Genomic DNA, 13,983 nt, shown 5'->3' on the forward strand with positions numbered 1-13,983 from the left:
ACCCGTCGCCCGGCCGGCCAACCCGTCGGCTGCTCAGCCGGACCGCTCCGGGTCGTTGCCGGCGGTCGGCGCCCGCGCCTCCGGCACCGTCGTCACCCCGCCGGCCGGGGCGTCCGGGCCGTCGGGCAGGTCGCGCATCCGCAGCAGGGGGCTCGCCACCACCCAGCCGGCCGCGAGCAGCTGACCGGCCGCAGCGATCCACAGCGTCGGCAGCACGCCGAGCCAGGTGCCCAGGACGCCGCCGAGCAGCCCGCCCAGCGGCATGGTGCCGAAGACCAGGAAGCGCACCGAGGCGTTCATCCGGCCCAGCAGGGCGGGCGGGCACAGTCGCTGCCGGAAGCTGACCTGGGTGATGTTGTAGACCACCACCGCCCAGCTGAAGCCGAACTGGCCGAGGGGCAGCAGGATCAGCGGGGCGCCGGTGGCGGCCAGCGGCGTGAGCGCGGTGAACGGCACCATCACCATGACCGCCAGCGGGATCGCCCGGCCCTCGCCGACGGTGCGGGCGAAGCGCGCGGCCGTCGCCGCGCCGACCAGGCCGCCCACGGCGCCGGCGGAGAAGACGAGACCCAGCACGCTCTCGGACAGCTCGAGCCGGCGCAGCGCGTAGAGCACCAGCAGGGTCGTGGTGATCGTGGAGAACAGGTTCGACGTGCCGGTGCAGGCGACGATCCGGCGGAGCAGCGGCTGGCGGACGACGAAGGACAGCCCCTCGGCGATCTCGGTGCGCAGCGGCCGCCGGCCGGCCCGGTCGGGGACGGCGTCCGGGCGCTCGACCCGGCTGAGGAAGAACGCGGAGAGCAGGAAGGACGCCGCGTCCAGGGCGATGACCATCGGCGCGCTGAGCACCCGGAGCAGCACGCCGGTGATGCCGGGCCCGGCGACCTGGGCGACGGCCCGGCTGGCCTCCAGCTTGCCGTTGCCGTCGACCAGCTGGTCGCGGTCGACCAGGGCGGGCAGGTAGCTCTGGTAGGCGACGTCGAAGAAGACGGTCGCCGTGCCGGTCGCCGCCGCGACGACGAACAGCTGCCCGAGGGTGAGGACGTCGAGGAGGTACGCGACCGGCAGGGTCGCCAGCACCGCCGCCCGCACCAGGTCGGCGGTGACCAGCACCCGACGGCGCCGCCAGCGGTCGACCCAGGCACCGGCCGGGAGCCCGATGAGCAGGAAGGCGGCGGTCTCCAGGGCGGTCAGGACGCCCATCTCCAGCGGCGTCGCCTCCAGCAGCGAGACCGCCAGCACCGGCAGGGCCAGCAGGGTCACCTGGGTGCCCACTTGACTGACCGTCTCCGCGGCCCACAGCTGACGGAAGTCGTGGTGCCGCAGCAGGCTCCGGTCGCGGGTCACCGGCGCAGCCTCCCGCCACTGATCGGGGGAAGTCAATCACTGAGCCGTGTCGACGTCCTACGCTGCCGGGATGGACGAGCCGGAGGCCGGTGCGGGCGAGGCGGTGGCCGGTGCGGGGGCGCGGCGGTTCGCCGGGGAACGCCGACCGGCCACCGACGCCGAGGCGCGCGCCCTGGCCTCCGCCGTCCGGCTGCGGATCCTGCGGCTGTGCCTGGACGAGGCGCTGACCAACAAGGAGCTCGCCGCCCGGCTGGGCCGCAATCCGGCCACCGTGCTGCACCACGTCCGCACCCTCGTCGACACCGGCTTCCTGGTCGCCGAGAGCGCGCGGCGGGGCGCGCGGGGCGCCCGGGAGGTGCCCTACCGGGCGACCGGGAAGAGCTGGCTGATGGACCTCGAGGGCCGGCCGGCCCCGGCGCGGGACCCGCTGCTGGCGGCCTTCCTGGCCGAGGTCGCCGCAGTGGGGGAGAAGCGGCTGTCCAGCAGCCGGCTGGGTCTGCGGCTGGGCCCACCGGAGCTGGCGGAGTTCCGGGAGCGGCTGTACGGGTTGCTGGACGAGTACGCCACCCGACCGGCGGACCCGGACGCGGAGCGCTGGTCGCTGTACCTCGGGATGCATCCGGAGGCCTGAGGTGTTGTACCGGGCGATGACAACAAGTGATGTGACAAGTCGGTCGCCCCACGAGCAGGGGCGTGCCACGCTGGAGACGATGACGACAGCCCAGAACCGCGCGATCCTCGACCAGGCAGAGGCCCGGGCCGACAAGGCGCGCGCCAGCATGCCCGACACCAAGCCGGCACCGGCCGGTCAGTGGGACGCCGATGACGAGACCACCGGCTCCTACGTCAAGGAGGAGCGCGGCGCACTGCGTCGGGTCGCGGGCCTCGGCACCGAGCTCACCGACGTCACCGAGGTCGAGTACCGGCAGCTCCGCCTCGAGCGGGTCGTCCTGGTCGGCGTCTGGACCGAGGGGACGGCGGCGGACGCGCAGCGCTCGCTGACCGAGCTCGCCGCGCTCGCCGAGACCGCCGGTTCCCAGGTGCTCGACGCGCTGATGCAGCGCCGGGACAAGCCGGACCCGGCCACCTACGTCGGCTCGGGCAAGGCCGCCGAGCTGCGCGAGGTCGTCGCCGCCACCGGCGCGGACACCGTGATCTGCGACGGGGAGCTGGCCCCCGGCCAGCTCAACCAGCTGGAGAAGGTGCTCAAGGTCAAGGTGGTCGACCGGACCGCCCTGATCCTGGACATCTTCGCCCAGCACGCCACCAGCCGAGAGGGCAAGGCCCAGGTCGAGCTGGCCCAGATGCAGTACATGCTGCCCCGGCTGCGTGGCTGGGGTGAGTCGCTGAGCCGGCAGGCCGGTGGCCGGGTCGCCGGCGGTGGCGGCATCGGCACCCGTGGCCCGGGTGAGACGAAGATCGAGACCGACCGGCGCCGGATCCGCTCTCGGGTGAGCAAGCTCCGCAAGGAGATCGCCGGCATGGCGACCGCCCGGACGACGCAGCGCAATTCCCGCGACCGCAACGCGACGCCGAGCGTCGCGATCGCCGGCTACACGAACGCCGGCAAGTCCAGCCTGCTCAACCAGCTCACCGGGGCCGGCGTGCTGGTCCAGGACGCACTGTTCGCCACCCTGGACCCGACGGTCCGCCGCGCGCAGACGCCCGAGGGGCGCGAGTACACGATGACCGACACCGTCGGCTTCGTGCGCCACCTGCCGCACCAGTTGGTCGACGCGTTCCGCTCCACGCTGGAGGAGGTGGCCGACGCCGACCTGCTCGTGCACGTCGTCGACGGTTCCGACTCCGACCCGCTGGGGCAGATCGACGCCGTGCACACGGTGCTCAACGAGATCGACGCGTCCGCCGTCCCGGAGCTGATCGTCGTGAACAAGGTCGACGCCATGACCGAGGAGGACATGCTGGCGCTGCGCCAGGCGCTCCCCGGGGCGATGTGGGTCTCAGCCCGGACGGGCGAGGGCATCGAGGCGCTGCGCGACGTGATCGCCCAGCGGCTCCCGCACCCGCACATCGACGTCGAGGTGCTCGTGCCCTACGACCGGGGTGACCTGGTCGCCCGGGTGCACCGGGACGGCGAGGTCGTCGAGGAGGCGCACGAGGCCGCCGGGACCCGGCTGACCGCGCGCGTCGACGCCGGCCTGGCGGCCCAGCTCGACGGTTTCGCCGCGCCGGCCACCGAGGACTGACCGAGGGCCCCGCTGCCGCTCGCACGCTCGTGCCGGGCTCCTGCAGCGGGGCCAGCGGACAGCCCGGCGGATCACGAGCAGGTCACGGCCCCGGTACCGTGACGCGGTGACCAGGGGATCGGTGGACCGGACGGCGACCGCTGCCGATCGACCGGTCGCACCGGTGGTGGGGGTGGGTCGGCCGCCGTGGTGGCTGCTCCTCCTCGCCGCCCTCGTCACCGTCGGGGTCACCGTCAACCTGCTCAGCCGCGGGTGGCTGGAACGGATGGACCTGCGGGTCTCCGAGGTGACCAGTGTGTGGGCGCTGCGGGACTCGTGGGCCTACTGGCCGATCTGGGTCGTCACCCAGATCGGCGGGCGGGTGACGATCCTGGTCGTGCTGGCCGGGCTGGTCGGTTGGCTGGCCGTGCGCCAGCGGACGCTGGTGCCGCTCGTCCGCGTGGTCGTCGCGTTGGCCCTGCTCACCACCGTGGTCTACGCGTTCAAGTGGGGCACCGGTCGCACGGCCCCGGCCTTCCCCGGGTCGTTCTTCCACGCGGACGGGGCCAGCTACCCCTCGGGGCACGTGGCGAACGCCGTCCTCATGTGGGGGGTGGCCCGGTGGCAGGCCGTCGAGTTCGGCCTGCCCGCGGGCGTGCAGCGGGCCACCTGGCTGCTCGGCGTGCTGGGGCCGGTGGCGACGGGTGTGGCCATGGTGGCCCTGGACTTCCACTGGGTCACCGATGCGGTGGTCGGGCTCTCGGTCGGACTGCTGCTGTTGGGCGTGGTTCACGCACTCGACGCTGTCGCGATGTCACGCTGGGTTCGTGCCAGAGTCGGCCGACCCCAGGCGTAGCCGCGCCCCCCGCCGCAGGACGGCCGGCGCGGTCCTCTGTGCGCCCGTCGGCCTGCTGGTCGCGCTGCTGCCCACCGGGTCGGCGGCCGCCGACGACGTGGCCGCCCCGTACGGCGAGCCGACCACCCGGTGCGAGATCACCGACCCGCGGCTCCCGGAGCTCTCCGGCCTGGCCAGCGCCGGGGAGTCGATGCTCGCGATGAACGACGGCGGCGACCGCGCCGAGGTGCTGGTGCTCGACGGGGCCTGTGCGGTGGGGGAGGTGCGCACGGCGGAGGTCGACCCGTACGACCCCGAGGACCTCGCCCTCGCCGCTGACGGGACCATCTGGCTCGCCGACATCGGGGACAACGCGCAGAGCCGGGAGACGGTGGCGCTGATCGGTCTGCGCCCCGACGGGACCACCGTGCTGACCAGGCTCACCTACCCCGACGGTGCGCACGACGCGGAGGCGCTCCTGCTCGCGCCCGACGGCACCCCGTACCTGGTGACCAAGGAGGTGCTGGGCGCGAGCTCCGTGTACCGCCCCGATGCGCCCCTCGCCGACGGAGCCACCGTGCCGATGAGCAAGGTGGCGGCGCTCGGGTTCACGTTGACCGGCACCCCGGGCGGCCCGGTGGGTCGGGCCGGCCAGTTGCTGGTCACCGGTGGCGCCGTGTCCGCGGACGGCTCGCGGATCGCCCTGCGGACCTACACCGACGCCTATGTCTGGCCGCTGAGCGGCTCGGACGTCGCCGGTGCGTTGGCCGGGCCCCCGGTGCGGGTGCCGTTGCCGGAGGCTCCGCAGGGTGAGGCCATCGCCTTCGCGGCGAACGACCGGGACCTGCTCGTCGCCGGCGAGGGGCTCCCTGCGGTGGTCACCCAGGTGTCGGCCACCGGTGACCTGACGGGGGCGGCCCCGGCGGAGCCCACCGAGGCTGCCGCCGGGTCGCTGGCGACCGCCGGTGGGGTCGAGCCGCTGACCGCCGGTCTCGTCGCCGCGGCCGTGGCCACCGTGCTCGTGTGGGTCGGCGGCAAGCTCCGGCGGCGCCCGGCCTGAGCACGAGCCCGGCGCCGCTGCCCGAGGTCAGACCCGGCGGAGCACGGTGACGACCCGGCCGAGGACCGTCGCGTCGTCGCCCGGGATGGGCTCGTACGCGGCGTTATGTGGCATCAGCCACACGTGCCCGTCGCGCCGCTTGTAGGTCTTCACCGTCGCCTCGCCGTCGATCATCGCGGCGACGATCTCGCCGTTCTCCGCGGTCGGCTGCTGCCGGACGACGACCCAGTCGCCGTCGCAGATCGCCGCGTCGACCATCGAGTCGCCCGCGACCTTCAGCATGAACAGGGTGCCCTCGCCGACCAGCTCGCGGGGGAGGGGGAAGACGTCTTCGACCGCCTGCTCGGCCAGCACCGGACCACCGGCGGCGATCCGGCCGACGAGGGGTACGTACGTGGGTCGGGGGGCGGAGGCGTCGTCGACGCCACTGGCTGCGCCGGACCCGGCCAGTGCCTCGGCCGCGGTCTCGTTCGTCGTCGTCGCGGTGCCGTCGCCGGGGAGGCGCACGTCGAGTGCGCGCGGCCGGTTCGGGTCACGGCGCAGCCAGCCCTTGCGCTGCAGCACCGACAACTGGTGGGCCACGGACGAGGCGGAGGAGAGGCCGACCGCCTCGCCGATCTCGCGGACCGAGGGCGGGTAGCCGCGACGCTCGATCGAGTCACGGATGACCTCGAGCACCCGGCGCTGCCGCTGGGTCAGGCCGTCGCCGTCGGCGGCCCGGTCGGGGAACTCCCGCACCGCCGCACCCGCTCCCGCCGCAGCGGTGGGCGCTGCGCCGTCGGCTGATGCCGTGCCGGACGCTCCACGCCGCGAAGGGCTCTTGCCGCCGCGCGCCTTCGGGCCGTCGACCGCCATGTGTCCTCCTCGTCCGGCTGCCTCGGCAGCAGTCCCCGGTGGCGCCCTGCCGTACCGACGGCCGTGTCGCCACGGCGAGCCGGGACCGCGGACGCCGTCCTCGATCGCCTCGGAACCGTATCGCCTCCGGCCGCTCCGTTCAAACAGGTGTTCGAAGAAGTCGCCGTGTCGGCGTGTTCCTGTCGGTGGCGTGCGGTAGACATCGCCCAGACGTTCCGTTCGAACGCCTGTTCGACCACCCGGTACCCGCGAGACCTCTGGAGCACCCCGATGGCCAGTCCGCAGCTCGAGCTCCCCGTGGCCGCCCCGGCCTCGATGGCGGTCGTGCTCCCGTTCCCGGGGGCGCGTCAGGTGGCGCGCTCGCCCCGGTCCGTGGTGCACGGTCGGCCTGCACCCCTGCCCCGGGCGGCTCGTCCGGCGGCGGGCCGGCGAGGCGCCGGGCAGCCCGACGTGCGCCCTGGTCGACTGGTCGGCGTCGCGGGCGGGGCTGGGGTGGGCGGCGCGGGCTGCGCGAGGCGCACGGGAGCGGTCGGCGGTGCCGTCGCCCCCGGTGCGCAGGCGCCGTTGCGGCTGACCCGGCGCGGGCGGCGAGTGGTCGCCGGGCTGTCCGTCGCCTTCGGGGTGTCCGTCGCCGCGGTGACGTTCGCCGTCGAGTCCGGCGGCCCCGGCGGCGGCCTCGAGCTGGCCGGCTCGACGACGGTCGTCGTCCAGTCCGGGGACACCCTGTGGTCGATCGCCGGCGAGATCGCCCCGGAGGAGGACCGGCGTGCCGTCGTCGACGCGCTCCTCGACGTGAACGGGCTCTCCGACGTCGACCTCGTGCCCGGCCAGGTGCTCGAGCTGCCCTGACCGGCGGCGCACTGGGGCACGCCTCGGTGCGAAGGGCCCGTCAGAGGCCCCGGTGGTTGTGGCGGGAGAGGCTCCGAGGGGCGCCCGGGTCAGATGCGGAAGACGACACGCTCGCCAGGGCTTGCACACCTGTAGGGGTGGTCGTACGGTTCCACCACAACATCTAGTAGTTACAGAGCTGTAAGCCATCCACAGCCGTTCCACACGTTGTCCCCGGCGCATCCACCGGATGTCCCCGGCGCAGTCCACAGCACGGCCATCGGGTCAGGGCCCGGTCACGGTGTCACGACGCCGCGGCGAGACCTCGCGCGACACCTCGGGAAGGAGGAGATCGACATGCGCTGTCCCTTCTGCCACAACCCCGACAGCCGAGTCATCGACTCGCGGGAGACCGACGAGGGGGCGACCACCCGCCGTCGACGCTCCTGCCCGGGCTGCGGCCGCCGCTTCACCACCGTGGAGGAGGCCGTCCTCGCGGTCGTCAAGCGCAGCGGCGTGAGCGAGCCCTTCGCCCGCGGCAAGGTCGTCGCCGGGGTGCGGCGGGCCTGCCAGGGGCGGCCGGTCGACGAGCACCAGCTGGCCCTGCTGGCCCAGCAGGTCGAGGACGCCGTGCGGGCCACCGGCTGCGCCGAGATCCCCAGCCACGAGGTCGGTCTGGCCATCCTCGGTCCGCTGCGCGACCTCGACGAGGTCGCCTACCTGCGCTTCGCCAGCGTCTACCGCAGCTTCTCCTCGGTCGCCGACTTCGAGAAGGAGATCGCCGAGCTGCGCGCCGCACCGGCCCGGAGCACTCCCCGTGCCGGTGACGCGCCAGCCGTCGAGCGCGACGCCGTCGACGGCGACCAGGAGACCTCCGCGACCGAGAGCCCCGCGACCGGGACCACCACCCGCCGGCGAGCCACCGAGCGGCCGCGACCGGCCGACACCGGCAGCGCCGCCGGCCCATGAGAACTGTCCGACCCCTCCGCTAGACAGGTCTCGACGAGGAGACCGCACGACCCGGCTCCGGCACCCGCCGGCTTCCCCAGCCGCTCCGCCCGCACCACTGCACCAGTCAGACCCAGGGAGCCCTCGCACGATGACCGAGACAGCCGACCGCCTCACCACCAGCCGGAACCGCCGCACCGCCAAGGCCCCCAGCCGGGGGAAGGGCCTGAAGGTCAAGCGCGTGTTCACCACCGCGGGCGTGCACCCCTACGACGAGGTCGTGTGGGAGCGCCGCGACGTCGTCATGACCAACTGGCGGGACGGCTCGATCAACTTTGAGCAGCGCGGGGTCGAGTTCCCGGCCGAGTGGAGCATCAACGCCACCAACATCGTCACCACCAAGTACTTCCGGGGCGCGGTCGGCAGCTCGCAGCGCGAGACGAGCCTGCGGCAGCTCATCGACCGGGTCGTCCTGACCTACGGCGCGGCCGGGCGTGAGCACGACTACTTCGCCAGCGAGGGCGACGCCGAGGTCTTCGAGCACGAGCTGACCTGGATGCTGCTGCACCAGGTGTTCAGCTTCAACTCGCCCGTCTGGTTCAACGTGGGCACGGCCTCCCCGCAGCAGGTCAGTGCCTGCTTCATCCTGGCCGTCGACGACACGATGGACTCGATCCTGAACTGGTACCGGGAAGAGGGCCTGATCTTCAAGGGCGGCTCCGGCGCCGGGCTCAACCTCTCCCGCATCCGCTCCTCCAAGGAGCTGCTCTCCTCCGGCGGCACGGCCTCCGGGCCGGTCTCCTTCATGCGCGGGGCCGACGCCTCCGCGGGCACGATCAAGTCCGGTGGCGCCACGCGCCGCGCGGCGAAGATGGTCGTCCTCGACATCGACCACCCCGACATCGAGGAGTTCATCGAGACCAAGGCGCGCGAGGAGGACAAGATCCGCGCGCTGCGGGACGCCGGGTACGACATGGACCTGGGCGGCAAGGACATCACCAGCGTCCAGTACCAGAACGCCAACAACTCCGTCCGGGTCAACGACGAGTTCATGCGCGCGGTCGAGGAGGGCACCGACTTCGGGCTGCGGGCCCGCGGTGACGGCTCGGTGATCGAGACCGTCGACGCCCGTGAGCTGTTCGGCAAGGTCACCAAGGCGGCCTGGGAGTGTGCCGACCCGGGTATCCAGTACGACGACACCATCAACGACTGGCACACCAACCCGGAGACGGGGCGGATCAACGCCTCGAACCCGTGCTCGGAGTACATGAGCCTGGACAACAGCTCGTGCAACCTGGCGTCGCTGAACCTCATGAAGTTCCTCAAGGACGACGGCACCTTCGACTCCAAGAACTTCGTGAAGGCCGTCGAGCTGATCATCACCGCGATGGACATCTCGATCTGCTTCGCCGACTTCCCGACCGCTCCGATCGGTGAGACCACCCGGGCCTACCGCCAGCTGGGCATCGGCTACGCCAACCTGGGCGCGATGCTCATGGCCACCGGCCACGCCTACGACTCCCGGGGCGGGCAGTCGCTGGCCGCCGCCATCACCTCGCTGATGACCGGTACCGCCTACCGTCGCTCGGCCGAGCTGGCCGGGGTCGTCGGTGCCTACGACGGCTACGCCCGCAACGCCGACGCCCATGCCCGGGTCATGCGCAAGCACGCTGCCGCCAACGACGCGATCCGCCCGGTCGGCGCCGACGATGCCGACGTGCTCAAGGCCGCGACCGCCGAGTGGCAGGAGTGCCTGGCGATCGGCACCGAGAACGGCTGGCGCAACGCGCAGGCCTCCGTGCTGGCCCCCACCGGCACGATCGGCTTCATGATGGACTGCGACACGACCGGCATCGAGCCGGACTTCTCGCTGGTCAAGTTCAAGAAGCTGGTCGGCGGCGGCTCCATGCAGATCGTCAACCAGACGGTGCCGCGGGCGCTGAAGAGCCTGGGCTACCAGGACGAGCAGGTCGAGGCGATCGTCGAGTACATCGCCGAGCACGGCCACGTCGTCGACGCCCCGAGCCTGCGCCCGGAGCACTACGAGGTGTTCGACTGCGCGATGGGCGAGCGGTCCATCTCCCCGATGGGCCACGTGCGCATGATGGCCGCGGTGCAGCCGTTCATCTCCGGCGCGATCAGCAAGACGGTGAACATGCCGGAGTCGGCGACCGTCGAGGAGGTCGCGGACATCTACTTCCAGGGCTGGAAGATGGGCATCAAGGCGCTGGCCATCTACCGCGACAACTGCAAGGTCGGCCAGCCGCTGTCCGGTGGCAAGGGCAAGAACGACGGCACCAAGGACGAGGCCCCGGTCGCGGAGGCCGCCCCGGCCACCGCGCTGGCGCACCCGGTGCGCAAGCGGCTGCCGAAGAAGCGGACCAGCGTCACCACGTCGTTCAGCGTCGCCGGTGCCGAGGGCTACATGACCGCCGGGATGTACGAGGACGGCAGCCTGGGTGAGGTCTTCCTCAAGCTCGGCAAGCAGGGCTCGACCCTGGCCGGCGTGATGGACGCCTTCTCGATCGGGATCTCCCTGGCCCTGCAGCACGGGGTGCCGCTGGAGACCTACATCCAGAAGTTCACCAACATGCGGTTCGAGCCGGCCGGCATGACCGACGACCCGGACATCCGGATCGCCCAGTCGGTGATGGACTACATCTTCCGTCGCCTGGCGCTGGACCACCTGCCGGTGGAGAAGCGCGCCAACCTAGGCATCTTCACCGCCGAGGAGCGCTCGGCCCAGGTCGCCGGCTCCTACGGCACCTCGGCCTCGACCCCGGCGGTCGAGGAGGACGACGTCGACCTGGAGCAGCTGCGCGGCTCCGCGCCGATCGAGACCGCCAAGGTGGAGGAGAAGGTCACCCCGGCCGGCCCGACCTCGATCAAGGAGGCCCACTCCTCGGCCGAGCTGCTCGAGCTGGTCACCGGCACCGCCACCGACGCGCCGCTGTGCATGACCTGCGGCACGAAGATGCGCCCCGCCGGCAGCTGCTACGTCTGCGAGGGCTGCGGCTCCACCAGCGGCTGCAGCTGATGACGGCTGTCGCCAATAGTGCGCAGCGTTGTCGCGAGTAGTGCACGCCGTTGTCAGCAATAGTGCGCGCCGTTGTCACGGATAGTGCACGGCCGCTGCTGGCGATGACGTGACGCACACCGGGGGCGGGGTCCAGCAAATGGACCTCGCCCCTTGGCGTTTCACCGCACCACCAATCCGAACGGCGCTGCGCGCCATCACCATGGGAAGGAAGTGCAACGGCCATGACCCCTGCCGTTGACCTCGATGCCCTGCTGTCGGATCTCGATGGCAAGGTCAAGACGGAACTGGCATCCACGCCGACCGTCCAGGACGTCGGTCATGAACTGGACGTGGACGATCTGCCGATCACGGCGCGACGGTGGCTGAAGGTCACGGACGTCGTGGCCGTGGTCGCGGACCTGAAGAACTCCACGAAGTTGGGCACCGGCAAGTGGGCGCAGTCCACGGCCAGCATCTACGAGGCCGCGACCGGCAACGTCGTTTCGATCTTCGACCAGTTCGGCGCGGACTTCCTGGCCATCCAGGGCGACGGCGTCTTCGCCCTGTTTTGGGGCGACAAGCGGGTGCAGCGCGCGCTGTGCGCTGGAATCACGGTCAAGACCTTCAGCCTCGACCTGGTCGCGCGCCTGGAGGACAAGTGGGACAACATCGCCGAGATCGGCACCGGCTACAAGGTCGGTATCGCGAACAGCCGGATCCTGGTCAAGAAGGTGGGGACGCCGCGCAACCCGGCGCAGCAGGAGCCGGTGTGGGCGGGGAAGGCGGTGAACTACGCGACGAAGGCCGCGCAGAGCGCCGACGCCGAAGAGTTGGTGGTGACCGGGTCGATCTGGGACTTGATCGAGAACAACGACTACCTGGCGCTCAGTTGCCCGTGCGGGGACGGGCCGTCGGAGTCGATCTGGGAGGACTTCCAGATCGACCGCCTCCCGGACGGTGATCTCGACGCAGCCGGGCGCGTGCTGGGCGCGACGTGGTGCGTCAACCACGGGGCGGACTACTGCGCGGCGGTGCTCGGGGGGAAGACGACGCGGGACGACGTCAGCGAGGCGCGGCTGGCGCTGGCGAAGACCCACATGCAGAACGCGTGGTGGGCCAAAGCGCAGAGTGAGCGGCAGTCGAGGCTGGCGCGGCAGCGGGGGCTCGCCTCTTGAGGTGGCGCAGGGCTCCGGCTCCGGCGGACTTCCCGCCGGAGCCCATGCCCGAGCCGGTTCCGGTGCCGACCAGTGATCCGGAGCAGGCATGGAAGGTGCTGACCCTGGTCAACGACTGGGTGCGGCACGCGGAAGCCAAGATCGGCGCCACGCTCGCCGCGACCGGGGTGACCGGAGGCGTCCTGTTCACCCTCATCCGCGGTCGCCCGGATCGCAGCCTCACCTTGGAGGTGACCGCGGCGGTGTCCGGGGCGCTGGTGCTCCTGGCGGGTGTGCTGGCCGGGCTGGCCCTGCTCCCGCGGCTGCGCGCCAAGCCGTGGCGGCGGGAACCTCCGACCAGCCCGCTGTACTTCACTCATATCGCCCGGCGGTACCGGGGTGCCCGGGCCGCTGAGTACCCGCAGGTGTTGGCGGCGTTGACCGTCGATGCCGATGCGCTGACTCGCGAGATCGGCTGCCAGGTGCGCGCGAACGCTGGCGTGGCTCACCGCAAGCACCGGCTCACCCATGCGGCGATCCTGAGCCTGATGCTGGGGCTGCTCACGCTGGTGGCCGTCGCCGTGGTGATCGTTCAGCGGTGGTGAGCCGGGTGGGCAGGCGCCAGCGAGGTGCCTGCCCACTTGCTCGCTGGTCAGCGGCTGACGTCGAAGGCGTAGGCGGCGTCGTCGGTTAGCCGGACCCGCGCGCCCACGCCGCTGCCCATGGTGACGGCGTTGCGGTTGACGAGGGCGCCGATCTTGATCATGTGGTCGGCGGACATGTCGGTCGCGGAGCCGGTGCCGATGTAGGTGGCGTAGAGGATGCGGGCGGTGCCGTGGTCGATGCCGTCGTCTGCGTCCTTGAAGGTCGTGAGCCGGTCAAGGGCGTGCGCTGCGCGCTGATCGGCTGGTCGGATAGTGACGCCCATGGTGTTGCGGTGCAGTCGGAGGCCGACCGGGCCGAGCCGGGTGTCGAGCGCGGTGATGGCATCGCGGAGGCGGTCGAGGTGCCAGCCCAGCGCTTGGGCCAGCCGGTCTTCGGACTGCCGTTGTTTGTGGGCGTGCAGCACTTGGGCGAGAACCGCGGCGTCGTCCGTGGCGCTGTCGTCGGGTTCGTCGAGGGCTTGGACGTCGAAAAGTTCGCCCATGGTCATGCCTGCTTCGGTGGCGGCCCGGCGCAGGTCGGCGACGCTGATGCTGCCGTTGACCTCGTTGCGCAGCAGCATGCCGCGGACGGCGGAGTCGCCGAGACCGGACCTGTCTGCGAAGGCCCGGTCGCTGAGGGCTGAGGACAGCAGGCGCTCACGGAGGACGGCGCCGTTGACGGGGACGGTGGCGGTCACGCAGCGACCTCCGGACTCTGCTGGTTCGGGGCCTCCGTGGGGAGTGCGTTGCCGACGAGGGGGAGGAGAGCGACGCCGAGGCTCTGCTGCCAGCGGTCGGCCTTCTTCGCTTCGGCGGGAACGTGGTTGGTGGGGGCGGGCAGGTTCAGTTCCGCCCCGATCCGCCGGAGCGCGTAGGTGACGTGGGCGCGAGATTCGGCGATCAGCAGGTCACCGGGTTCGGCGCCGGTGTGCAGCCGGTAGGTGCGCTGAGCGCGCAGATAGAGGCGGGCGTCTTCGTGCAGAGGCTGGTGATCGAGGCCGATGAGGTGGCCATCGTCGGTGACCTGGTCAAGGCGCAGCGCGTGGATCGGGACTGCTGCACGAGTAGGTGACATCTGATCTGTGGTGCCGAGAGGTGCCGCTGGAA

13 protein-coding genes are annotated in these 13,983 nt (G+C 72.0%); 9 read left to right on the forward strand and 4 right to left on the reverse strand.

Annotation, left to right across the window (positions count from 1 at the left end; all coding sequences use genetic code 11):
- Window positions 1-33: 33 nt before the first annotated feature.
- Window positions 34-1,347: an MFS transporter gene (locus IN07_RS05210; RefSeq protein WP_052090848.1), complete on the reverse strand. Its 1,314-nt coding sequence runs from the start codon at window positions 1,345-1,347 to the stop codon at window positions 34-36.
- A gap of 70 nt (window positions 1,348-1,417) precedes the next feature.
- Between IN07_RS05210 and IN07_RS05215 the strand changes: the two genes are divergently transcribed.
- From IN07_RS05215 to IN07_RS05230, 4 genes are all read left to right on the forward strand, one after another.
- Window positions 1,418-1,978: an ArsR/SmtB family transcription factor gene (locus IN07_RS05215; RefSeq protein ID WP_081975206.1), complete on the forward strand. Its 561-nt coding sequence runs from the start codon at window positions 1,418-1,420 to the stop codon at window positions 1,976-1,978.
- Window positions 1,979-2,057: 79 nt separating this feature from the next.
- Window positions 2,058-3,554: a GTPase HflX gene (gene hflX, locus IN07_RS05220; protein ID WP_036334090.1), complete on the forward strand. Its 1,497-nt coding sequence runs from the start codon at window positions 2,058-2,060 to the stop codon at window positions 3,552-3,554.
- A 106-nt stretch (window positions 3,555-3,660) separates the two neighbouring features.
- Window positions 3,661-4,389: a phosphatase PAP2 family protein gene (locus IN07_RS05225; RefSeq protein WP_231558005.1), complete on the forward strand. Its 729-nt coding sequence runs from the start codon at window positions 3,661-3,663 to the stop codon at window positions 4,387-4,389.
- Window positions 4,361-5,428: a hypothetical protein gene (locus tag IN07_RS05230; protein WP_231558006.1), complete on the forward strand. Its 1,068-nt coding sequence runs from the start codon at window positions 4,361-4,363 to the stop codon at window positions 5,426-5,428. Before IN07_RS05225 ends, IN07_RS05230 begins: the two co-directional genes overlap by 29 nt.
- Before the next feature lie 27 nt (window positions 5,429-5,455).
- Here IN07_RS05230 and lexA read toward each other — a convergent pair whose 3' ends face one another.
- Window positions 5,456-6,283: a transcriptional repressor LexA gene (gene lexA, locus IN07_RS05235; protein ID WP_036334091.1), complete on the reverse strand. Its 828-nt coding sequence runs from the start codon at window positions 6,281-6,283 to the stop codon at window positions 5,456-5,458.
- 270 nt (window positions 6,284-6,553) lie between these two features.
- Here lexA and IN07_RS24560 point away from each other — a divergent pair, with 270 nt between their 5' ends.
- From IN07_RS24560 to IN07_RS05260, 5 genes are all read left to right on the forward strand, one after another.
- Entirely contained in the window at window positions 6,554-7,132 is a 579-nt protein-coding gene (locus IN07_RS24560) for a LysM peptidoglycan-binding domain-containing protein (RefSeq protein WP_081975207.1), read from the forward strand.
- Between the two features lie 336 nt (window positions 7,133-7,468).
- The gene (gene nrdR, locus IN07_RS05245; protein WP_081975208.1) at window positions 7,469-8,080 is read left to right on the forward strand and encodes a transcriptional regulator NrdR; all 612 of its coding nucleotides are present in this window, start codon (window positions 7,469-7,471) and stop codon (window positions 8,078-8,080) included.
- Window positions 8,081-8,210: 130 nt separating this feature from the next.
- Entirely contained in the window at window positions 8,211-11,096 is a 2,886-nt protein-coding gene (locus tag IN07_RS05250) for a vitamin B12-dependent ribonucleotide reductase (protein WP_036334092.1), read from the forward strand.
- Between the two features lie 224 nt (window positions 11,097-11,320).
- Complete coding sequence (locus IN07_RS05255; protein ID WP_036334093.1) at window positions 11,321-12,253, forward strand: hypothetical protein; 933 nt, start codon at window positions 11,321-11,323, stop codon at window positions 12,251-12,253.
- A gap of 95 nt (window positions 12,254-12,348) precedes the next feature.
- On the forward strand, window positions 12,349-12,837 hold the full coding sequence (locus tag IN07_RS05260; protein ID WP_156119043.1) for a Pycsar system effector family protein: 489 nt from the start codon (window positions 12,349-12,351) through the stop codon (window positions 12,835-12,837).
- 47 nt (window positions 12,838-12,884) lie between these two features.
- On the opposite strand, the gene IN07_RS05265 is transcribed toward IN07_RS05260, so the two are convergent.
- Window positions 12,885-13,574, reverse strand: coding sequence for a hypothetical protein (locus IN07_RS05265; protein WP_036334097.1), 690 nt, complete (start codon window positions 13,572-13,574; stop codon window positions 12,885-12,887).
- Window positions 13,571-13,983: hypothetical protein (locus tag IN07_RS05270; protein WP_231558007.1), on the reverse strand; the 413-nt coding region annotated here is incomplete at its 5' end. The genes IN07_RS05270 and IN07_RS05265, both read right to left, overlap by 4 nt.

Source organism: Modestobacter caceresii (assembly GCF_000761485.1).
GTDB lineage: Bacteria > Actinomycetota > Actinomycetes > Mycobacteriales > Geodermatophilaceae > Modestobacter > Modestobacter caceresii.

Coding starts and splice junctions, on each gene's coding strand:
- IN07_RS24560 (WP_081975207.1), top strand. CDS start 6,554: ATGGCCAGTCCGCAGCTCGAGCTCCCCGTGGCCGCCCCGGCCTCGATG.
- nrdR (WP_081975208.1), top strand. CDS start 7,469: ATGCGCTGTCCCTTCTGCCACAACCCCGACAGCCGAGTCATCGACTCG.
- IN07_RS05250 (WP_036334092.1), top strand. CDS start 8,211: ATGACCGAGACAGCCGACCGCCTCACCACCAGCCGGAACCGCCGCACC.
- lexA (WP_036334091.1), bottom strand. CDS start 6,283: ATGGCGGTCGACGGCCCGAAGGCGCGCGGCGGCAAGAGCCCTTCGCGG.
- IN07_RS05215 (WP_081975206.1), top strand. CDS start 1,418: ATGGACGAGCCGGAGGCCGGTGCGGGCGAGGCGGTGGCCGGTGCGGGG.
- IN07_RS05255 (WP_036334093.1), top strand. CDS start 11,321: ATGACCCCTGCCGTTGACCTCGATGCCCTGCTGTCGGATCTCGATGGC.
- hflX (WP_036334090.1), top strand. CDS start 2,058: ATGACGACAGCCCAGAACCGCGCGATCCTCGACCAGGCAGAGGCCCGG.